At 71.3% G+C, this 22286-nt stretch carries 13 protein-coding genes; 4 read left to right on the top strand and 9 right to left on the bottom strand.

All coding sequences use genetic code 11. The annotated features are described in order from the left end of the window. From P2Q00_RS48870 to P2Q00_RS48885, 4 genes are all read right to left on the bottom strand, one after another. On the bottom strand, window positions 1-3640 hold a 3640-nt coding region (locus P2Q00_RS48870; protein ID WP_275781475.1), incomplete at its 3' end, for a beta-ketoacyl synthase N-terminal-like domain-containing protein. Window positions 3641-3714: 74 nt separating this feature from the next. Next, window positions 3715-4623 (bottom strand): thioesterase domain-containing protein, encoded by a 909-nt coding sequence (locus P2Q00_RS48875; RefSeq protein WP_275781476.1) that lies wholly within the window; start codon window positions 4621-4623, stop codon window positions 3715-3717. After that, on the bottom strand, window positions 4607-4873 hold the full coding sequence (locus tag P2Q00_RS48880; RefSeq protein ID WP_275781477.1) for an acyl carrier protein: 267 nt from the start codon (window positions 4871-4873) through the stop codon (window positions 4607-4609). Before P2Q00_RS48880 ends, P2Q00_RS48875 begins: the two co-directional genes overlap by 17 nt. Before the next feature lie 32 nt (window positions 4874-4905). Further along, window positions 4906-6207 carry an NAD(P)/FAD-dependent oxidoreductase gene (locus P2Q00_RS48885; RefSeq protein ID WP_275781478.1) on the bottom strand — a complete coding sequence of 434 codons (1302 nt, stop codon included), beginning with the start codon at window positions 6205-6207 and terminating at the stop codon, window positions 4906-4908. Window positions 6208-6567: 360 nt separating this feature from the next. On the opposite strand from P2Q00_RS48885, the gene P2Q00_RS48890 reads away from it, so the two are divergent. Further along, entirely contained in the window at window positions 6568-6987 is a 420-nt protein-coding gene (locus P2Q00_RS48890; RefSeq protein ID WP_275781479.1) for a DUF3291 domain-containing protein, read from the top strand. Continuing rightward, entirely contained in the window at window positions 6984-8531 is a 1548-nt protein-coding gene (locus P2Q00_RS48895) for an MFS transporter (protein ID WP_275781480.1), read from the top strand. The genes P2Q00_RS48890 and P2Q00_RS48895 overlap by 4 nt, the downstream gene beginning before the upstream one ends. A 9-nt stretch (window positions 8532-8540) precedes the next feature. Here the strand turns inward: P2Q00_RS48895 and P2Q00_RS48900 are convergent, their stop codons facing one another. The 3 genes from P2Q00_RS48900 to P2Q00_RS48910 are packed head-to-tail and all read right to left on the bottom strand — an operon-like array spanning window position 8541 to window position 13933. Continuing rightward, window positions 8541-9434 (bottom strand): DUF4231 domain-containing protein, encoded by an 894-nt coding sequence (locus tag P2Q00_RS48900; protein ID WP_275781481.1) that lies wholly within the window; start codon window positions 9432-9434, stop codon window positions 8541-8543. A gap of 1 nt (window position 9435) precedes the next feature. Beyond that, window positions 9436-13431, bottom strand: coding sequence for an nSTAND1 domain-containing NTPase (locus P2Q00_RS48905; protein WP_275781482.1), 3996 nt, complete (start codon window positions 13429-13431; stop codon window positions 9436-9438). A 1-nt stretch (window position 13432) separates the two neighbouring features. Next, window positions 13433-13933: a hypothetical protein gene (locus P2Q00_RS48910; protein ID WP_275781483.1), complete on the bottom strand. Its 501-nt coding sequence runs from the start codon at window positions 13931-13933 to the stop codon at window positions 13433-13435. A 525-nt stretch (window positions 13934-14458) separates the two neighbouring features. Between P2Q00_RS48910 and P2Q00_RS48915 the strand changes: the two genes are divergently transcribed. Both P2Q00_RS48915 and P2Q00_RS48920 read left to right on the top strand, forming a co-directional pair. Continuing rightward, entirely contained in the window at window positions 14459-18325 is a 3867-nt protein-coding gene (locus P2Q00_RS48915) for a Pls/PosA family non-ribosomal peptide synthetase (protein WP_275781484.1), read from the top strand. Between the two features lie 77 nt (window positions 18326-18402). Next, window positions 18403-19773 (top strand): M1 family metallopeptidase, encoded by a 1371-nt coding sequence (locus P2Q00_RS48920; RefSeq protein ID WP_275781485.1) that lies wholly within the window; start codon window positions 18403-18405, stop codon window positions 19771-19773. A 42-nt stretch (window positions 19774-19815) separates the two neighbouring features. Here the strand turns inward: P2Q00_RS48920 and P2Q00_RS48925 are convergent, their stop codons facing one another. Together P2Q00_RS48925 and P2Q00_RS48930 are read right to left on the bottom strand one after the other, a co-directional pair. Then, window positions 19816-20703, bottom strand: a complete 888-nt coding sequence (locus P2Q00_RS48925) for a peptidoglycan-binding protein (RefSeq protein WP_275781486.1) — start codon at window positions 20701-20703, stop codon at window positions 19816-19818. After that, window positions 20703-22259, bottom strand: coding sequence for a DUF6519 domain-containing protein (locus P2Q00_RS48930; protein WP_275781487.1), 1557 nt, complete (start codon window positions 22257-22259; stop codon window positions 20703-20705). The genes P2Q00_RS48925 and P2Q00_RS48930 overlap by 1 nt, the downstream gene beginning before the upstream one ends. Between the last annotated feature and the right edge of the window lie 27 nt (window positions 22260-22286).

The raw sequence follows: 22286 nt of genomic DNA on the forward strand, positions 1-22286 counted from the left end.
CCAGAATCTGCACCCGCTTGATCGAATCGATCCCCAGGTCGGCCTCCACATCCATCCCCGGCTCCAACATCTCCACCGGGTAACCCGTCTTCTCCGCCACCGCACCCATCAGCGCATCCATCACGCCGTCAGCGACCGCCGAGTTGGGGGTTGAGACCGGCTCGGGGGCGGGAGCGACCCCCACGGGCGCCGACTCGGCAGGCACCGTGGAAGCCAGGAACCCGGCGATGTCGTCCAGGGTCCGCAACTCCGCGAGCACCTCGGGGTCGACGTCCTCGGAGACCGGATACGACTCCTGCAACGCACCGAGGATCTGCACCCGCTTGATCGAATCGATCCCCAGGTCGGCCTCCACATCCATCCCCGGCTCCAACATCTCCACCGGGTAACCCGTCTTCTCCGCCACCGCACCCATCAGCGCATCCATCACGCCAGCCGCAATGGCGGAATCCGCGACGGACACGGGCTCGGGCTCGACCTCCATGACCGGCACCGGCGTCGACTCCGCCTCCGGCACCGGCTCCTCTGCCGGCGCCCCCGAACGCAACGCATCCAGCAGCAACCGAGTGGACCGCTCGTGCGCCGCCCCGATCGTCGCGCTCTGCTCCCGGATGAGCCGCAGCGCGGACTCCGTGTCCGGGTGCCCTCCTGCCCGTACGGACTCCTCCAGCGAACGGACCGACGCGTGCACCGTGTCCGCGTGGGCGGTGAGGATCTCCGCCTGAAGGGCGAGCCCGTCGCGTACGACATCCTCGACGCCGTCGGAGCCACCCGCACCGTCACCGGTATCGGCACCCGCACCCGCCGCCAGAGCCAATGGCTCCGCAATCGCGTCCCGATACGCCGAACGCCGCTCCTGTGTCACGTAGTTGATGCCGCGCAGCGGGATGCTCATGCCCTTGCGGACCGGCAGCTCGGCCCGCGGCTCGATGTGGTCGTCGAAGCCGGTGAGCGGCAGCCCGAGCACCGCGAGTTCGATCGCGGCGCGCTTCAAGGAGACCTCGCCGTCCTTGCTCGGCCCGCCGTCCACCGCGAGGGTGACGACGTCGGTGCGGCCTTCGAGGATGCGGTCGATCAGATCCGTCAGGACCCGCTTGGGGCCGAACTCCACGAAGACGCGGAACCCGTCGGCGTACATCTTCTCGATGCCGGACACGAAGTCGACCGGCTGGAGCAGCTGGTCGACGAGGGTGCGACGGTTGGCCGCCGCGTCGCTGCCGTACGCGGATCCGGGGGTGTTGGCGTAGACCGGGACCGTCGGGACGCCCAGCCCCGTCGACTCCACGGCCTGTCGGAACGCATCCGCGGCATGGGCGACGAAACCCGTGTGGAACGCGGCGGAGACCGGCAGCCGCTTGGCCGGGATACGGCGGCCCGAGACGTCGGTGACCAGGCGGTCGATCTCGTCCGTGGGGCCGCCTACGACGATCTGGCCGGGGGCGTTGATGTTGCAGATGGCCACATTGCGGTATGTGGCGACCAGCCCCTGGACGTCGGAGAGGGAGGCGCGGATGGCCGCCATGGCGCCGGGGTCGAAGTCGGCGGCGGCCTGCTCGGGCGGGGCCATGGCGTGGCCGCGGGCGCGCGCCAGCGCGGCGAACTGGTCGTCGTCCAGTGCCCCGGCCGCCCACAGCGCGGTGAGTTCGCCGAAGCTGTGGCCGATGACGCCGTCGGCGCGGAAGCCGAGTTCGCGCAGCCAGGTGTACTGGCCGGAGGCGAGCGCGCCGATGGCGGGCTGGGCGAAGTCGGTGCGGCGCAGGGCGGTTTCCTGCTCGCTGCGTAGGGAGTCCGTGAAGGCGGGCGGCGGGAAGACCGTGCGGGCGAGGGTGTCGGGGCCCTCGGTCAGCCGGTTGGCGCGGTCGAACGCGGCGCGCACGGACGGCAGCGCGACGGCGGCCCGCCGCCCCATGCCGACGTACTGGCTGCCCTGCCCGGCGAACACGGCCGCCGTCTTGACGGAGGCGGGCAGGGCCTGGCGCCGGTAGGTGATGCCCTTGGGGTGCTGCCAGGAGTCCGCGTCGGGGCGGGCGCGCAGCAACTCCACTGCCGTACGGCACAGTTCGGTGAATTCGTCGGCGCTGCGGGCCACTATCCCGATGCGGGCGTCGGTCGCGGGGATCGCGGCGGACATGTCCGGAGCCGCGCCGTTCTCGATGCGGTGGGCGAGCGCCTCGGGGCCGGCCGCGTGCCACAGGCCCCAACGGACCGCCGGGCCAAGGGATTTGGCCTCGGACGGTGCCTCGTGCTCCTCCAGCACCATGTGGAAGTTCGTACCGCCGAAGCCGAAGGAGGAGACGGCGGCGCGGCGCTTGCCGCGTTCCGGGTCCAGCACCCATGGACGCGCCTCGGTGTTGACGTAGAACGGCGTGCTCGTGGGGTCGACCGCCTCGCTCGGTGTCTCGACGTTGATGGTCGGCGGGAGGACCTTCTGGTGCAGGGCGAGGGAGAGTTTGATGAGGCTTGCGGCGCCCGCGGCCGCCTTGGTGTGTCCGATCTGGGACTTGACGCTGCCGATGGCGGCGTAGCCGTGGTCGTCGTTGTCGGCCGCGACGACGGAGGAGAGGGCCGACAGTTCGGTGTGGTCGCCGACGGCCGTGCCCGTGCCGTGCGCCTCGAACAGTTCGATGGAGTCGACCGGCACGCCGGCGTCGTCGTAGGCGCGGCGCAGGGCGAGTTGCTGGCCCTCGGCGCGCGGGGCGTAGATGCTCTTGAAGCGGCCGTCGCTGGAGGTGCCGATGCCGCGCAGGACGGCGTAGATGCGGTCGCCGTCGCGTTCGGCGTCGGCGAGGCGTTTGAGGGCCAGCATGCCGATGCCCTCGCCGATCAGCGTGCCGTCGGCGGTTTCGTCGAAGGGGCGGATCTGCTGGCTCTTAGAGAACGCCGGGGTCTTGCTGAAGCACATGTACATGAGGATCGTGTTCTCGGCGTCGCAGCCGCCGGTGATCATCATGTCGGCGCGGCCCTCGATGAGTTCGCTGACGGCGAGCTTGACGGCCGCGAGGGAGCTGGCGCAGGCGGCGTCGACGGTGCAGTTGGTGCCGCCGAGGTCGAAGCGGTTGGCGATACGGCCGGCGACGACATTGCCGAGCATGCCGGGGAAGGAGTTCTCCTCCCACGGGATGTACGCCTTCTTGAAGCGCTGCGCGATCTCCTCGGCGTCCTCCTCGCTCAGGCCGACGCTGCGTACGACCTCCTTGAGCACCGGGGTCTGCAGGCGCGCGGAGAGCGGCTGGGTGAGGGAGTTGGCGCCCGTGATGCCGAGGACGACACCGGTGCGGGAGGCGTCGTACCAGCTGCCCTGCTCGGCCCCGGCATCGCGCAGCACGTCGCGCGCCACCGTGAGGGAGAGCAGCTGGAGGATGTCGGTGACCTCCAGGGTGTTGGGCGGCAGCCCGAACTCCATGGGGTTGAAGGCGATTTCGGGCAGGAAGCCGCCGCGGCGGACATAGGTCTTGTCCTCGGCCGCGGGGTCCGGGTCGTAGTAGTCCGCGGTGTTCCAGTGGCTCTCCGGGACGTCCTCGATGCAGTCCTCGGCGTCCACGATGTTGTGCCAGAACTCGCGCAGGTCGCGCGACTTGGGGAAGAGGCCCGCCAACCCGACGATCGCGATCGGCGTCTCGGCCAGACGTGAGTAGTGCACGATGGTGGTCCTCTCGGGCTTGCGCGTCGCGCGGGTCGTGTGCGGCGAATACGTCGGAAGGGTCTTGGGCTGCTTCAGCCGGTGCGTGAACCGGCGAGCACCGCGGCGAGGGCCTGAGCGGTCCCCGGCTGCCGGAGCATCGTGTAGTGGTCGCCCGGGACGGCCAGTTGACGCAGCGGCCGTCCGCTGAGCTCGCTCCAGCCGAGGTCGGGGCTGTCGGGCAGCAGGGAGCGCTCCGGCTTGACGACGGTGACGGTGCGGTCCAGCGGAGCGGGCAAGTACCCGACGGTGCAACGGTTGTTGCGGACGAGGCCGGTGTGGAACGCGCCGTAGAGCTTGCGCAGTCCGGCGTGTTCGGTGCCCTCGGGCAGGAGGCCCTGTGCCACCGCCTCGGTGAGGAGGACGCCCAGGCCGTCCTCCTCACCGAGACCGTCCAGGGCCGACGGCTCCAGTGCGAGCCGGCGGCCGCGCTTGGCTCCCAGGTACATGGCGAACCAGCCGAGCAGCATGGCCGGTTGAAGGTCCTCGTCCGGCCGCGCGAAGGCGGCCACGGGTGCGATCGAGTCGAGTACGACGAGGTCCTCGACGCGATCGCCGGGCCTCTGGGCGTCGAGGCGGGCGGCGATCTCGTAGGCCACCACTCCCCCGAAGGACCAGCCGACGAGGGTGAACGGCCGGTCGGTGAGCCCGGCGGCGGTCAGTTCCGTCAGACAGCGGTCGGCGAGTTCGCGGACGCCGATGACGGACAGCGTCGGGACGAGGGCCGCCGCGAAGTACTCCGGGACGTTGCCCAGATCGCACAGGTGCAGTGCGTGGTCGGCGGGCAGCCGTGCCGCGACCGTCTGCCAGGCGGTGGCGGGCAGCGCGCCCGGGTGGACGGCGACGACGGTCCGCGCGGCCGGGTCCGCCGGTCGCGGTGACGTCAACAGCGGGTGGGCCACGCCCCGTTGACGTGGGGTGGCCGTGTCAGGCCGCGGCGACATGACGGTCGCTCTCCTCGGCGATGTGCTCGGACAGGGCGGCGATCGTCGGGTGGTACCAGAGCGCGGTGGCCTCAAGTTCGAAGCCGAGCCACTTCTCCAGCTCGCCCGCGAGGATCAGCGCCTCCGTGGAGTCCAGGTCGAACTCGTCGAAGTAGCGCTCGACATCGATCTGTTCCTGTTCGACCCCGAGCCGGATCGCCAGCTTCTCGACCAGCCAGGCCCGGGCTTCTTCGGCGGTGACACGCTGCATGGAGGATCTCCCCTAACTCTGCGCTGTGCGGTTCAGTGGGCGGGCCGGAGCTGCATCTCACGGGCGACGGCCTGAGCCGCCTTGCGCCCCGAGACGAATCCGGCCTCGTGGGAGCCGATGAGGTCGACGCCGATGCGCGGCGCGTGGAAGTAGGAGCCGGCCAGCTTGATACGGCCGCCGGGCGCGTTGACGTCGTAGATCGTGCGCTGCATGGCACGCACCTCCAGATCGATGACCGGGTGGGTGAACGGCAGCTCACGGACGACGAGTTCGTCGCGCGGGGCGATCGGCGAGTCGAGCGTGACGAAGTAGTCGTGCTCGGCGGTGAAGCCCTGCAGGGAGTTCATGTAGTAGGCGACCCAGGTGCGGGGGCGGCCGTCCACGGTCTTCAGTCCGTAGTTCCAGCTCTGCCAGCGGTCGCGGTTCGGCGGCATGCTCGACGGGTCGGTGTGCAGGATGGCGCGGGTGGCGCTGTAGCGGACCTTGCCGAGGATCTCCGCCTGGAGCGGGGTCGGTTGTTCCAGCAGCGCCAGGGTCTGGTCGGCGTGCGCGGCAAGTACGGCGTAGTCGTAGCGCTCCTCGCCGGCACGGGTACCGACGACGACCGTGCCGTCCGCCTCCTCCCGTACGCGCCGCACTTCCGCCCCGGTGCGGACCTTGCCGTTGACGCCGGCGACGACACGGCGGACGTACTCGATGCTGCCGCCCGAGACGGTCTTCCAGGCCACGGAACGCCCGCCGAGGCCGCCGGGGTCGTGGGACATGAAGAAGGCGATCACGGTGGTCGCGGGCATCTCCCAGATGAGCTCGGCGGGCACCGACCAGACGGCGGTGGCGAGCAGCACGACATAGCCGTACTTGAAGGCGTCGGAGTAGCCGCCGCGTTCGAGATAGTCGCCGAGGGAAAGGTCCGTGCGCCCCCGCAGGAAGTCGCGGGGTGCCTCGCGGTGGAAGCGCTCGGCGTCCCGCCACAGCGGCAGGAAGTCGGCCGGGTAGCGGGCCGCGATCTCATCCTCCGAGAGCTCGAACTCGGCGGTGCCGTAGTCGAGTCCGCGGTCGAGGTCGAAGAAGTCGAAGCCGCCGGTGTGGTCGAGGGCCGTGGCGCCCAACTTCTCGAAGAAGGCGGTGAGTTCGGGATACGTCCGCGCGTTGAAGACCACGAAGGCCGTGTCGATGCCGATGGTGCGGCCGCCCTCGTCGACCTCCACGGTGTGGGCGTGGCCGCCAGGGCGGTCCTGGCTCTCGTACACGGTGACTTCGACGTCGTCCGGCAGGTGATGGGCGGCGGAGAGTCCGGAGATCCCGGCTCCGACGACAGCGACACGGGTGGTCATGGCAGGGCTGCACCTCGGCTCGAACAGTTCTCGGGAACGGTCACGGTGAGGCGCAGAGGGCTGATACCTCTGAAAGGGGCGGCGATCCGCGAGAGTTGCTCTGCGGATGGCGCACAAGCACCGTAGGCCGGGCCGGAAAACGGGGTCAATCGGCCCATCGACGCCCGGATTTCCGCTATCGAAGGCATCGATAAGGCATCAATGGGGGCGCCTGCGGAAGGTCCGGATCCGGTCATACGGGCGCTCCGTGAGCGCGATTGCACGCAGTGCCGTCGGATTCACCCCTGCGGGGGTGCACGGAATCGGGCGCCCGTGGACTCTTTTGAATGACCGTCTGATCCCGCCGAGGGGAGAACCTCCATGCCGACGATTCCGTGGATGCCCGGCACCGCCAAGGACACCACCGAGCCCGCCGGCCAACCGCTGGTCATGGCCTCCCGTCTGGAGCTGCGCTCGCTGCTGGGCGTGCCCAAGTTCTTTCTGCTCTCCCTCGTGATCTTCCAGCAGGTCCGCAGCTCTCCGGGACTGCTCGGTGCCTCGTTGAAGGCGGAGCCGCTGAAGCGGACGTTCTGGACACTGTCGGCCTGGCGCGACCAGGAGGCCCTGAACACCTTCAACAAGACGGACCCGCATGCGAAGAGCGTGCGCGGGCTGCGCCCGGGGATGAAGGGCTCGGTATTCGTCTTCTGGAACACCGAGCGCGAGCAGCTGCCGATCAGCTGGGACGAGGCGCAGCACCGCCTGGCCGAGCAGGCCGAGCGGGAGGCTCAGTCGACATGAGCACGGTCTCGAAGGCAACTGGCGTACCACAGGCACCAGTTGTCCCGCACGGCCGCCTCGTCCTGCTGGCGGCCTGCCTCGGCCTCTTCATGTCGTTCATCGAGGTGACCGCGGCCATCTCCACGCTGCGGGCGCTCCAGGTCGACATGCAGGTGGCGCCCGCCGACCTCAGCTGGGTGTCCAGCACCTACACCCTCGTGGTCGCGGCCTGTGTCCTGTCCGGCGGGGCGCTGGGCGAACGCTTCGGGCGACGCCGGGTGTTCATCACCGGCACGGTCCTGATCGCGGCCGGCTCCCTGGTCGTGGCGTCGGCGCAGAGCTATCCGCAGGTCCTGATCGGGCGCGGCGTGAGCGGACTGGGCGGCGCCCTGGTGCTGCCCACCTCCCTCGCCCTGATCACCACCACGTTCTTCGTCGACCTGCCGCGCATGCTGCGCTACATAGCCGTCTGGGTGTCGGTCTCGGGCGTGGGCCTGGCCGTCGGCCCCTTGCTGGGCGGCGCCCTGCTCCAGACATGGAACTGGCGGGCGGTGTACCTGGTGAACACACCGCTGGCGGTGATCACCGTCGCGGTGACACTGCGCGCGGTCGCCGAGTCCCGGGTCCCGGACCGGCCGCTCGACCTGGCAGGCCAGTTCTGGGCCGTGCTCGGACTGTCCACGCTGGTCTACGGAATAGCGGTGGGCGGCCGGGCGGGTTACGACGACCCCGTGGTGATCGCCGTGCTGGCGGTGGCCGCGGTCTCCCTGACCGCGCTGGTCCTCACCGAGCGCCGCAGAGCGGTCCCCATGCTGGACGTCCGCATGATGGCCAACGCCCGCTACACGGCGGCCTTGTGTGTCGCGGCGGCCGCCCTGTTCGTGTTCGTCGGCGTGGTCTTCCTGGAGGTGCTCTTCCTCCAACGGGTCCGCGCCTTCGACCCCTTGGACACCGGTATACGGCTGCTGCCCGCGATGCTCGCGTTCGTCGCGGCGACGGCCATGGCGCAGCGCCTGGCGGGGCGCGTCCGCGCGGGCCGGCTGCTGGCGGCGGGCTCGCTCGTCACGACCGCCGCAGCCGTGGTCCTACTGGGCCAGCAGCCGGACGGCTCCTATGCGGTCACCGCGCTGGGTCTGGTCCTCGCCGGGCTGGGCAGCGGCCTGGTGGTCGCCCCGTCCACGGCCGCCGCCTTCGAGGTGGTGGAGGGCCCGCAGATGGGCGCGGCCTCCTCGGCCGTGACAGCCTTCCGCCAGGTCGGCTCGGTCCTTGCGACGGCGATACTCGGCGCGGTCCTCGCTGTCCGCTTCCTCGGCACCCTGCCCGACCGCCTCGCCGCACACCATCTGCCGGCCCCGGCGATCGACCAGGTGGTCACGGTCGCCCGCAGCGGAGGCAGGTCCACCGGCCGCTCGTCACCGCAGATCACGGGGGCGGTCGGGGACGCGTTCACGGCGGGCGTGCACAGCGCGTTGTGGGTGGTGGCGGGGGTGTCGCTGGGGGCGGCGGTCCTGGCGTGGACCTTCCTCGCCCGTCTGCCCGCGAACCGTGCTGTGCCGGGGAGCTGACTGACGTGGTCACTCCGAGGTCCACTTCGCCATCCAGGTGTCGTTCAGTACGGAGATGACCCGCTCGCAGTGCGCCACAAAGGCGTCCTCGACGGCTGGGCTCGTGCGATCGGTGTCCGCGTACCATCGCGCGACGGCGTCCTCGAGCTCGGCGGCGGTGGCGGTGAACTGCACCTGTTGGTAGGCGTAGTTGGCGGCCATGCCGTGTGCGCCGATCGCGGCGCCGGCAGTGGTGGCGACGGCCACCCAGGCGGCCGCCTGCTCCAGCTCGAAGGTGCCGGCCAGTGCACCCAGCAGTACCCCGACCGACCCCAGCGCGACCTCCCCTCGGCGAACCCAGGCGGCGCGGCTCCCCAGGGTCCGCGCCCGGGACAGGTAGTAGCCGCTGATCTGTGGTCGCAGACAGAGTTCGATGTAGGTCTCGACGTCCGAGACCGCGGGCGGCCGCCTGGGGACGGGGGGTATGCCCGCGGTGCGGGGAAGAAGCTGGGCGGCCTCCTCGCGCAGCGCCTTCAGGCGCTGGTGCAGGACGAGTTGGGCATCGGATGCCCGGTACGGCGTCACGCCCGCCAGCCATATGTGGATCTCGCTCTTGAGGGACTCACTGGTCACCCTCAGCCGTGTCCAGTCGCGTACGGCCGCGGGTCCGGCGTACCGGGCGGCGATGGGGACCAGGCCCGTGGCACACGCGGCGCCGAAGGCGAGCGCCTTGCCCAGGGTCGAGTGCGCTGCGATGACCTGGGACGCCGCCGTACCGAGCACGGCCGCGGCCAGGCCCAGAACGAGACTCAGCGTCCTGGCCCGGTCGATGCCGGCCTTGGCGCGACCGGCCGCCTGGGACCAGACGCTCTGCTGGTCCCAGGCCTGCTGGGTGGCGGCGCCGGCCGCCCGGTCGGTCGTCATGTCAGTATCCGGCGGCGGGAGCGTGGGACGGGGCACCCTGCCCGGACGGCAGGTCGGGACACGTTCGTTCGTAGCGGCGTCCTGGGACGTACTCCTGCCATTCGGTGGCGGTGAGGTTGCGGTTGACGAGCCTGCAGCCGTCCTCCACCCAGGAGTTGAACTCCGGTTTCCAGATGCGCGCGGTGCGGTCGGCGCCGGCGGAGGCCAGGGACGCACCGTCGGGGCTGAAGGCGACGGCGTACACCTCGCCGAGGTGACCGGTGAGGACGAGGCCGGCCGGGCGTCCGGTGCGGACGTCCCACCTGCGGACGGTGGCGTCGTCCCCGGCACCGGCCACCACGCGGCCGTCCGGGCTGAAGGCGACATCCTCCGCTCCGCCGGTGAATCCGGTGAGGGCGGCGCCGTGCTGTCGCCTGGTCGTCACGTCCCACAGGCGCACGGTGCGGTCGAGGCTCGCGGTCGCCAGGAGCCGGCCGTCGGGGCTGAAGGCCACGTCCATGATCGCGTTCGTGTGCCCCTTCAGTGGACGACCGACCCGCCGGTGACGTGCGACGTCCCAGAGCACGATGGTCTGGTCGTTGCTCACCGAGGCGAGAAGCCTGCCGTCGGGGCTGAAGGCGACGCCGTTGGCCGACTCGCCATGGCCCACGAGCGGCCCGCCCACGGGGCGCCCGGTGGCCGGAGACCACAGCCGTACGCTGCCGTCGCCCGCCGCGGTGGCGAGCAGCCGTCCGTCGGCGCTGAAGGCGGCGTCGACGGCCCCACCGGGGTGTCCGGTCAATACGCGTACCCCGTGTCCTCCGGGACGGACGTCCCACAGCCGTACCGTGCCGTCCGCGCTCGCGGAGGCGACAAGCGTGCCGTCGGGGCTGAACGCGACCCGGTTCACGACGTCCTGGTGCCCGCGCAGGATCCGTACGGTGGCCGGGTTCGCGCCGAGCCGCCAGAGCCGTACCGTCCTGTCGTCGCCCGCGGTGGCGACGAACCGGCCGTCCGGGCTGAACGCGACGCCGTTGACCTCGCCGTCGTGGCCGACGAGTGGTGTGCTGACCGAGTAGGTCGGGGCGACCTGCCACAGTCGGGCGGTGCCGTCCCAGCTGGTCGTGGCCAGCGTCTTGCTGTCGGGGCTGAACACGACCTGGTTGACGAGGTTGGTGTGCCCGGTGAGGGCCTCGCCGACCTGGGCGTGGGTCCTGGCGTCGTACAGCCGGACCGTGCCGTCGCCCGCCGCGGTGGCGAGCAGGGTCCCGTCCCCGCTGAACGCCACGGCCCACATGTCATGGCCGTACCCGCTCAGATTCCGGCCCTGTGTCCTGCCGGTCGCGGTGTCCCACACCCGGGCCGTGCCGTCGGCGCTCGCGGTGGCGATGCTCCTGCCGTCGGGACTGAACTCCACCCGGCGCAGCCAGTCCGTATGTCCCTTGAAGTCGCGTATCCGGTGCGGTCGGCCGGGACCCAGGCTCCACAGGCGTGCGGTCATGTCCCAGCTCGACGTGGCGAGTCGACGCCCGTCGGGGCTGAACGCCACGCCGGTCACGGCGTCCTTGTGACCGGTGAGGACGGAGCGCAGGCGTCGCGTCGGCACGTCCCACAACCGCACGGTGCCGTCCAGGCTCGCGGAGGCGAGAAGGCGTCCGCTGCGGTCGAACGCGACGTCCTGGACCGCGCCCCGGTGCCCGCGCAGGGGCACGCCGATCTGCCGCCGTGCCGCCACATCCCACAGCCGGACCGTTCCGTCCAGGCTGCCCGTCGCGAGCATCCTGCCGGTGGGGTCGAACGCCACGTCCATGACGGCTCCTTGATGACCCGTCAGCGGCTTGCCGACCGGCGCTCCGCTGTGCGCGTCCCACAGCCGTACGGTCCGGTCCCAGCCGCAGGTGGCGAGCAGCCGGCCGTCCGGGCTGAAGGCGGCTCCCTGCACCTGAGCGGGGTGGAGGAGACGGGTCGAGGCGTGGGTGATGCGGGCCAGTCCGGTGATCAGCCCGGAGGGGGGCTGCGGTGTGGGGTGGTCGCCGTGCGCGACGCTCAGACTCTGCAGCCCCACCAGCACGGCCACGTCCGGCGTGCCGTCCGCCAACCGGTCCGACTGGGCGGCCAGTTTGCCGGCCAGGGCGAGGCGGGCCCGGGACTGGGCGCGCGCGTTGTTCACGTAGGCGAGAGCGGTGGCCAGCACGGTGAGGACGAGCAGCACCGCCAGTCCGGCGGACAGGCCGCGCAGACGACGGTTGGAGCGTTTGGCCCGGTCGAGTTCGCGGGAGGCGAGGGCCCGGCCGGCGGCCATGAACTGGCGCTCCAGCGGGCCGAGTTCGTCGGGGTGTCCCGAGGCCCAGGCCTCGAAGGTCACGAGCCGGCCGCCGCGCAGCAGGTACGCCTCGTCCTGGCCGCCGCGGTCCCAGTCGGCCGCCAGCCGCTCCAGTTCGGAACGCAACCGGAGGGTACGGCGCTCGAGTTCGACGCTCTCGGACAGAGGCGCCCACCGTCGCAGCAGTGCCTCGTGGGCGACCTCGACCATGGTGTCGCCCTCGTCCACGCGCCCGCGCACCAGCAGCCGGGCCTCGACGAAGGCGTCCACCACGTCCCGCTCGTCCGCGCTCAATGCACCGTAGGGGAGTCGTCTGCCGGTGGCCTGCTGGTCACCGTCGACCGAGGCGAACTTGAGCAGGGTCGGCAGTACCGCCCCTTCCCTGCCCCGCCGTTGCAGTTCGTCGCGGATGGCGTCGGCACGTCGGCGCAACGATCCGACGACTCCGCCGATCGTCTCGTAGTCGGCGAGCTCCAGCCGTCCCTCGCCGCCCACGCGGGCGTACAGCTCCCGCAGGGTGTAGGCCAGCAGCGGCAGTGCGTCGCCTCCGGTGGTCTCCTGGATCATCCGCGCGACCAGACCGGGGCCGAACTCCAGCCCCGCCTGTTGCGCGGGGCGTTCGATGACCTCGGACAGCCGCTCGCGGCTGAGCGGCTGGATCACCAGATCGTCGTCGATCGCCTCGGTCAGCCCCGTGCGTTCGGGGCTCGTGGTCAGCGACTCCGAGCGCACCGTGGCCAGCACCCACACCGGGCTGTCCGCACGCAGCGCATCGCGCAGGAGCCGCAGGAAGGACCGCTGTTCCGATACGCCCGTGCGGCCGAGGAGTTCCTCGGCCTGGTCCACGACGACGAGCACGTTGCCCGGCCGGCTTCCGTCGCCGAGCCGCCCGAGTTCCGTCGCCAGTTCCACCAGACCCGCAGGGCCACGCCGCAGGACACTCATCACCTCGTCGGCCGTCCGGGGGCGACCGTGCGCGGTGAAGGCCTGCGCCAGGCTCCCGGCCAGGGCCTCGGTGGGCCCGGTCCCCGGCCGAAACGGCGTCAGCACCTCCCATCTCCGTGGACCGCTCCGGAGCCGGGGCAGTACTCCCGCACGGACCAGAGAGGACTTTCCGCTGCCCGACGGACCGATGACGGCCACGAACCGGCCGGCCTCGTACGACACGACGGGATGCAGAACGGCGAGGATCTTGCCGACCTCTGCGTCCCGTCCGAAGAACATGGCGGCGTCCTCGGCGGCGAACGGCTCCAGGCCGGGATACGGGGGCCGCGTCGCATCCCAGGCGAAGGAGTCCTCGGCGGAGAGTCCGGCCCGCCGCAGCCCCTCTTCGAGCCTGTCGAGCGCGTTCTCCCCCTCCCTGAGGTCCACCCACTGCACGTCGTCGAGGACACGGATGCGCGTCGCGTCGTCGAGGCGCACCGGAAAGACGGGCCTGCCGAGCGATCGGGCCATGCTCAGCTCGGCGAAGCACCAGCGAGACGCGGCCGAGGCCGCGCTCGCCAGATAGACCACGGCGTCCGCCCTGCGCAACTGCGCGTAGAGCTCCCGCTCCCACGAACGCCCTGCGGGAATACCCGCTTCCGGATCGATGTCGAGGAACAGCCCCTCGAATCCGGCCGACTTGAGCCGGGTGACGACCCGCCGGGCCACAGCCGCGTCCGTGCTGCTGTGGCTGATGAAGAGTCGGGCCATGTCAGGGTGCCGGCGTGGGGCTGGGGTTGGGCGGGTACGGCCGCCGCTGCAGATACCACCTGGTGCCGTCGTCGGAGGTGGCCAGCATGGTGTTGCTCAGCCGCCCGCCGCCCTTCTTGCCCTGGTCGACGAAGGAGCAGTTGTAGTTGTCCGCGGTCTTCTCGAGCTGCGCGTTCACGATGGTGCAGCGGAAGTTCTGCGGAGCGGCCAGATATTTCCACCCCTTGTTCTGCCACCACAGACCCGCTCCACGGCCGGAGTCGGTGTCCGGCGCCAGCATTTCAGCGAAGAGTTTCGGCGTCGAGTTCTCCCCCGCGTTACACACCCAGTCCTCCACCTTGATTCCTCCTACCTTTTCCAGATAGGAGCATCGGAAGGTATCTTTGGGTGGACGGTAATCGTCGACGAACTTGGCGAACGACTGGTTGTACTTCGGCCGCTTCCGCTTGGCCGACGCGTCCGTCGCCGTCACGAACACCAGCGCCCCGACCAGGGCGGTCACCAATAATCCCAGCAGAACGGAGTTTGGCCTCCGTGCCCAGTTGATTAACAATTCAATCCCTCTCGGGACAGAAAGAAGATCGAGGTGAGCACCTCGTTTCAACGCGCCAAAGATTCACCGCAGGCCCCAGGTCCCCCTCCGAGTGCCTCCAGCGCCAGAATCCGAACTCGCCTACGAGCACATGCGAGCCGAATAGACCCAATTCAAGCGGCCTCGAGATTACTCTCACCGAATATTTACCGTCAACCCGGAATAAATGCCTTCTCTTTTCGGCTCGGGACGGAAGCACCACTGTCACCCTCCGTGTGGCCCATCTCTCTCCACGCACATAGCACCAGGTCAGGGGCCATGCACCAGCCGCCCGAGCGCCCCCAACAGCCCTCCCGACTGGCCGATCAGCCGCCGCGAACCTAGCGTCGTACTAAAATTTCCGGCTTGTTACGGAGCTGGACCCGGACAACCCCAGGCAGACCTGCGGGCCCGCCAGCGCCCCGGAGGCTTCCGGGATCGAGACGCGAGGACCGGATGGCAGCCATACACGAGAGCAGCGCTCTCGGCCTGCTCGACGATGAGTTCAGCGCGGAGATCCACCAGCAGTTCGGCGACACCGCACGCTTCTCCGGAGGTCAGGCGGCCTCCCCGCGCACGCTCGTCGACATCTTCGACGCGTCCGTGCGGTCGTACCCGGACGAGCTCGCCCTTGACGACGCCACGACCCGTCTCACCTACCGTGCGCTGGCCGCCGAGGTGGAGCAACTGCGACGCAGGCTCTCGGCCGCCGGCGTCGGCCTCGGCGACCGCGTGGGCGTCCGGGTTCCCTCCGGCACCAACGACCTCTATGTCGCGATCCTCGCCGTCCTGGCCGCAGGGGCCGCATACGTTCCCGTGGACGCCGAGGACCCGGACGAGCGGGCCGAGCTGGTCTTCGGCGAGGCCGGCGTGCGGGCAGTCGTCGGGGCCGAGCACCAGCTGACCGTCACCGGTCGCGCCGACGTCCCCGCCGCCCGCCCCGGCACCGAGCACGACGCGTGGATCATCTTCACGTCCGGTTCGACCGGGAAGCCCAAGGGCGTCGCCGTCAGTCACCGCAGCGCCGCGGCGTTCGTGGACGCCGAGGCCGCGCTGTTCCTCACCGACGACCCGATCGGTCCCGGTGACAGGGTCATGGCAGGGCTGTCGGTCGCCTTCGACGCGTCCTGCGAGGAGATGTGGCTGGCGTGGCGCTACGGCGCCTGTCTGGTGCCCGTGCCCCGCTCGCAGGTCCGCAGCGGCGCCGACCTGGGCCCCTGGCTGGTCGAGCAGGAGATCACCGTCGTCTCGACCGTGCCCACGCTCGCCGCGCTCTGGGAGCCGGAAACCCTCAACGACGTACGTCTGCTGATCTTCGGCGGCGAGGCCTGCCCGCCCGAGCTGGTGCAGCGGCTGGTGACGGAGGGCAGGGAGGTCTGGAACACGTACGGGCCCACCGAGGCCACCGTCGTGGCCTGCGCCTCCCTCATGTCCGGCGAGGAGCCGATCCGGATCGGGCTGCCGCTCGACGGCTGGGAGTTGGCCGTCGTCGACGAAGCCGGCTTTCCCGTCCGGATGGGCGAGAGCGGCCAGTTGGTGATCGGTGGCGTCGGGCTCGCCCGGTATCTCGACGCCGAGAAGGACGCGGAGAAGTACGCGCCGCTGGAGTCCCTGGGCTGGGAGCGGGCCTACCGCAGCGGTGACCTCGTCAAGGCCGAGCCGGAGGGGCTGGTCTTCCTCGGGCGGGCCGACGAGCAGATCAAGCTCGGCGGGCGCCGTATCGAGCTCGGCGAGGTGGACGCGGCCCTGCAGGCGCTGCCCGGTGTCGCGGGCGCCGCTGCCGCCGTGCGCACCGCCCGCAGCGGCAATCAGCTCCTCGTCGGCTATGTCGTCACCCAGGAGGGCTGGGACCACGCGGCCGCCGTCGAGAAGCTGCGCGCCGAGCTGCCCGCCGCGCTCGTCCCGCTGCTCGCCCCCGTCGGGGACCTCCCGACCCGGACCAGCGGCAAGGTCGACCGCAACGCCCTCCCCTGGCCCCTGGAGGGCCTGGAGACCGGCGGCCCGGCCGAGCAGCTCTACGGCACCGAGGCGTGGCTGGCCGAGCAGTGGACGGAAGTCCTCGGCATCCCGGTCACCAGCGCCCGCGACGACTTCTTCGCGATCGGCGGCAGCAGCCTGGCCGCCGCCCAGCTGACCACGCGGCTGCGCACCCGCTACCCCAGCGCGGCCGTCCTCGACATCTACCAGCAGCCCACCCTGCGCAAGCTGGCCCGCCACCTGGAGAAGTCGGCGCAGGACGACGGCGCCCGGCGCACGATCACCCCGGTGCCGACCCGCGCCAAGGTGATCCAGCTGCTGCTGCTCGTGCCGCTGTTCACGCTGCTCGGCCTGCGCTGGACGGTGGCCCTGGCCGCGGCCGGGAACCTGCTGCCCGCCTACTCCTGGCTGCCGACCGCACCCTGGTGGCTGCTCGCGGCCGGTGCCGTGCTGCTGTTCAGCCCGCCCGGGCGGCTCGCGATCGCCGCGGGCGGCGCGCGGCTGCTGCTGCGGGGCGTCGAGCCCGGCCGGTACGCGCGCGGCGGCAGCGTCCACCTGCGCCTGTGGACCGCCGAGCGGCTGGCCGAGTTCAGCGGCGCGACCTCGCTGACCGGCTCCTGGCTGGAGCGGTACGCCCGTGCCCTGGGCGCCAAGATCGGCCAGGACGTCGACCTGCACTCGCTGCCGCCGGTCACCGGTCTGCTCAAGCTGGGCCGGGGCGCGGCCGTCGAGTCCGAGGTCGACCTGTCCGGCTGGTGGCTGGACGGCGACCGCCTGGAGATCGGCCAGGTCAAGGTCGGCGCGCACGCCACCGTCGGCACCCGCAGCATGCTCTTCCCGGGCGCCCGTGTCGGCAAGCGGGCCGAGGTGGCCCCCGGCTCGGCGGTCACCGGACAGATCCCCACCGGCCAGCGCTGGGCCGGCGCGCCCGCGGTCAAGCTCGGCAAGGCCAAGCGGAACTGGCCCAAGGAGCGCCCGCAGCGCGGCACGTACTGGCGCGTGATGTACGGCCTGACGGGCCTCGCGCTCTCCGCGCTGCCGCTGCTGGCCGGCGGGGCGGCGTTCCTCGTGGCGCACGCCTTCATCGACCCGGCCGCGCCCCTGCGCGGTGCCGCGCTGGCCCTCGTCCCGGCCACGCTGGCGTTCGGGCTGGCGTACGCCCTGCTGATCCTCGTCGCCGTACGGCTGCTGAACCTGGGCCTGCGCGAGGGCACGCACCCCACCCACAGCCGGATCGGCTGGCAGGCCTGGACGGTCACCCAGCTGATGGACCGCTCCCGCGAGACGCTGTTCCCGCTGTACGCCGGGCTGGCCACCCCGGTGTGGCTGCGGCTGCTCGGGATGAAGATTGGGCGCGGCGCCGAGGTGTCCACCGTGCTGGCCCTGCCCAGCCTCACGACCGTCGGCGAGGGCGCGTTCCTGGCCGACGACACGCTGACCGCGCCGTACGAGCTCGGCGGCGGCTGGATGCGGATCGGGCGCGCGGAGATCGGGCGGCGAGCCTTCCTCGGGAACTCCGGGATGACGGCGCCGGGGCGGTCCGTGCCCGACGGCGGGCTCGTCGGAGTGCTCTCCGCCACGCCGAAGAAGGCCAAGAAGGGCAGCTCGTACCTGGGGCTGCCGCCGGTGAAGCTGCCGCGGAACGCCGAGAAGGCCGACCAGAGCCGGACCTACGACCCGCCCGCGCACCTGCTGTGGGCGCGCGGTCTGGTGGAGCTGTGCCGGATCGTGCCGGTGTTCTGCTCGGCCGGCCTCGCGGTGCTGACGGTGGCGGCGCTGTGCCTGCTCGGGCCCTGGGCTCCCCTGCTGTCCGGTCTGGTGCTGCTCACCACAGGCGCCGCGGCCGCTGTCGTGTCGTTCGTCGCCAAGTGGCTGCTGGTCGGGCGGCACCGCACCGGTGAGCACCCGCTGTGGAGCGGCTTCGTGTGGCGCAACGAGCTCGCGGACACCTTCGTCGAGGTCGTGGCCGTGCCCTGGCTGGCCGGTTCGGTGCCGGGGACGCCGCTGATGACCGCGTGGCTGCGCGGTCTGGGCGCGAAGATCGGCAAGGGCGTGTGGGTGGAGAGCTACTGGCTGCCCGAGACCGACCTGGTGACCCTGGAGGACGCGGCCACCGTGAACCGCGGCTGTGTCCTGCAGACCCACCTCTTCCACGACCGGATCTTGCGGACGGATACTGTTGTACTCCGTGAGGGCGCCACCCTGGGCCCTGGCGGGATCGTGCTGCCCGGCAGCACGATCGGGGCCCGTACCACCCTGGGTCCCGCGTCGCTCGTCATGGCCGCGGAGTCCGTCCCCGACGACACCCGTTGGCTCGGCAACCCGATCGAGGCATGGCGTCCCTGAGCGCGGGCCACTCGGAGTCGGTGAGCGGTGTACCGGCAGAATGGAGTGGCACGACGGCGCAGGGAGCAGAAGCGGCAGTGGCAGTTCAGCAGGCGGCGGGTTCGGACCCGTACTTCCCGGAGCACGGTGACGCGCGTTACCGCGTGCACCGTTACGAGCTCGCGCTGGACTACCGCCCGGGCCCGAACCGCCTGGCGGGGACGGCCCGGATCAACGCCATCGCGGGACGGTCCCCGCTCACCGAATTCACCCTCAACCTCTCGGACTTCAAGATCGGCCGGGTGCGGGTCGACGGCCGGCAGCCGCACTACACCCACCGCGGCGGCCGGCTGCGCATCCGCCCCGCAAAGCCGATCCGGGGCGGTGCCGCCTTCACCGTCGAGGTGCACTGGTCGGGCAACCCCAAGCCGGTCGCCAGCCCCTGGGGCGGGCTCGGCTGGGAGGAGCTGGAGGACGGGGCGCTGGTGGCGAGCCAGCCGATCGGCGCGCCGTCCTGGTACCCGTGCAACGACCGGCCCGCCGACAAGGCCTCGTACCAGATCTCGGTCACCACGCCGTCCGCGTATGCCGTGGTGGCGGGCGGCCGGCTGCTGACCCGTACGACGAAGGCGTCCACGACGACCTGGGTGTACGAGCAGTCGGCGCCCACGTCGAGCTATCTGGTGGGACTGGCCGTCGGCAAGTTCCAGACGGTGCTGCTGGGCGACCCGGGGCCGGGCGGGGTGCCGCAGCACGGGCACATCCCGGCACATCTGCTGCCGGAGTTCTCCCGGGACTTCGCTCGGCAGCCGCAGATGATGGACCTGTTCCAGGAGCTGTTCGGCCTCTACCCGTTCGGCGAGTACGCGGTCCTGGTGACCGACGAAGAGCTCGATGTCCCCGTCGAGGCACAGGGGTTGTCGCTGTTCGGCGCCAACCACGTGGACGGTGCGCGGGGTTCGGAGCGGCTGGTGGCGCACGAGCTGGCGCACCAGTGGTTCGGCAACAGCGTGTCCATCGCGGACTGGCGGCACATATGGCTGAACGAGGGGTTCGCCAAGTACGCCGAGTGGCTGTGGTCGGAACGCTCGGGCGGCCGCACAGCCCAGCAACTCGCCGCTTCCGCCCACCGGTTGCTGTCCTCCCAGCCGCAGGACCTGCGGCTGGCCGATCCGGGCCGCAAGTCGATGTTCGACGACCGGCTCTATGAGCGCGGCGGCCTGACCGTGCACGCGGTGCGCTGCGCGCTGGGCGACGACGCGTTCTTCCGCATGCTGCGCGCCTGGGTGGGGCTGCACCGGAGCGGCGCCGTGACGACCGCGATGTTCACGGCCCATGTCAACCGGTTCGCGGACGAGCCGCTGGACGACCTGTTCGCCGCCTGGGTGTACGGCACGTCGCTGCCTGCGCTGCCCGCGCAGATCCCGGCGCGTCCGGCGCACCCGCCCACCAACGCCGAGTCGGCGTAGGCGGGCGGGCCGGCCTGGCTCAGAGCCTGGGGAAAAGGGCTCTCACGTCGCCGGCACCTTCAGCTTGTCCCAGCTGACCTTGCCCGGAATGCCGTCCGCGTCCTTGCCCTTGAAGCCGAGCTTGCGCTGCCAGGCCCGGTAGGACTCGCGGTCGGCGTCCGTCCACTCGGGGCCGGGCCCGTCCTCGTAGTGACTGCAGCCCTCGGCGACCAGGCGCTTGCCCATGGCCGTGATCAGCGGGGACTTCTGCCCGTCGTGGAAGAAGCCGGGGCCCGGGAACGGTGCGTGCGACGGCTTGGACGGAGCGGGCTTCGGGTCCGGGTCGGGCGCCGGGGAATTACCGGCCAGCCGCTCGGCGATCCGCTTGCGCATGCCGTCCATGGTGAAGCCGCGCGGGTCCACCTTGCCCGGCTGCCACTCCTTGTGGCCGATGACCGACCCGGCACTCCAGCCGTGGTGGCGGCAGATCGCGGCGGAGACCTTCTCGATGGCCTCCTTCTGCGCCTCGGGCCAGGGGTCCTTGCCGTCGCCGAGGTTGATGCACTCGAAGCCGTAGAAGTGCCGGTTGCCGTCGGTGTCGGCCTCGTTGTCGTGCGGCAGCTTGGTCTCGTTGACGACGGCGCGCAGCACGTCGTGGTCGCCGAGGCCCGCGTGATTGGCGCGGCCGTTGCCGACGAGATGGACATGGCCCTGCTTGTCGATGACGCCGTGGCACAGCGGGCCGGGCAGGACGGAGTAGCCGTCGTAGCAGATGTTCACGGAGTTCTCGGTCCCCGAGGTGACGGTGTGGTGGATCATCACGCCGTTCACCGGACCCCAGGGGCCCTTCGTATTGCGGTTGTGGGTACGCCAGTTGCGCACCTCGATGACCGTCAGGCCCTCCGCGCGCAGGATCTCCAGCAGCTGGGATCCGGTCATGGGTGTGGCCATCACACGTCTCCGTCCACGGCTGCCTCCGCTTCCGCGGTGGTCTGCGACCTCCCGTGCGAGGGGTCCTCGGCCGCCAGTTCCTCACGGCGTGCCTGTGCCTCCGCCGCGAGGGTCGCCTCGTCCGCGGCGGGGAGGCTGCTGGCCAGCGGGCGGAAGGCCAGGCGCAGGTCGACGGCACCCTCCTCGCCCTTGACCAGGGCCAGCGGCGCGAGGTGGCGGGTGATGCCGGCGGGCCTCTGCAGCAGCGGGCGGCGCGCCCGGTCGGCTGGCCATTCGACGCTGCCGGTGGCGGTGCGCGCGGGGATCAGCCAGTGGTCGCCGGTGCGGTAGCCGCCGCCCTTGGCGAAGTACACCTCGACGCCGTCCTCCAGGGGCAGCCACTCCCCCTCGGTGACCGGGAGAGCGCCCCCCTTCAAGGAGGTCGTACGGCCCTTGCGCCTCGGCCCCTCGCGGTGGTCCCAGCGGCGCAGGAACGGATTCAGCTCGGGCAGCCGTCCGACACCCGGCTCGGGCTCGGCGGACAGCCGGACCCGGCGGCCGGGCAGGTCCAGCTCCTCGACCCGGAGCAGGGGCAGAGCTTCCAGCCGGGAGGAGTACGCCGTGTCGGTGAGCTCGACGTGGTCGCCGACGTCGAGGTCCAGCTTGTCGTCGTAGCCGAGGGAGGCCAACTGCACCCAGGTGCCGTCGAGTTCGTCGACCGGGAAGACGACGGAGCCGTTCTCGCGGGACCACTTGAAGGTGGCGTCCTTCGCGTCGCCCCCGGTGTGCACCTCGACCCGGTAGAGCTGGTTCTCCGTGCCGCGGTAGCGGGCGTCGGGCCTGACCAGGCACGGGTCCTCGTCGGCGTGGTCGGGCCGCTCGCTGCGGGCGGCCAGACGGCCGGAGGACAGGGAGTGCTGCTGCGCCCACTTCTCGAAGGCCGTGCGGACGTTTTCCTTCGACAGTTCGGCGTCCTCGATCGCCAGCTCGGCGAGGGACAGCGGCAGTACCTGCCAGACCACCTTCACCCGGGCCGCGGTGTCGGGCATGGCGGCACCCAGGGCGACCTCGCGCAGCGCGGGGTCCTCGGCGGCGTTGACCGACCGCTCCCACACGTTCAGGTAGACAACGAACGGCGACTGCGCGGGCGAGGGCAGCCGGTCGCGTTCCGGGTCGAGGAAGGCGTCGGGCTGGTCCCAGTACGTCCAGTAGTCCGGCGGGGTCGGCGTGTCCTGCTCGTCCGCCTCCTCGTCGGGTACGGGCACACCGGGTGCCGGGCGGGTCGCGTCGAGCAGGATGCCGTCCACGTAGTAGTGGCCGGGGCTGATGTGGAGGGTGTCGATGTCGAGCTTGCCGCCCACGTAGTCGATGTGGAAGCCCGCCTTGTCGCGGCCCGCCGCGTCGCGCGGACCGCCGTAGCGGCCGATCAGGTCGGCGGCGAGGGTGCGCACCTGGTGGAGCTGGATGGCGGTCTGCTCGTTGGCGTCGGCGTCGAGCTGGACGCGGCCCTGCTGGGCGACGACCGCGGAGTAGTGCCGCTCCGGGCGGAAGGTGAGACGGGAGAGATCAGCGTGCATGAAGGGGGTCCCCCTGGTTCAGGATTC

Origin of the sequence: Streptomyces coacervatus (assembly GCF_029223485.1) — a bacterium.
In the GTDB taxonomy this organism is placed as follows: domain Bacteria; phylum Actinomycetota; class Actinomycetes; order Streptomycetales; family Streptomycetaceae; genus Streptomyces; species Streptomyces coacervatus.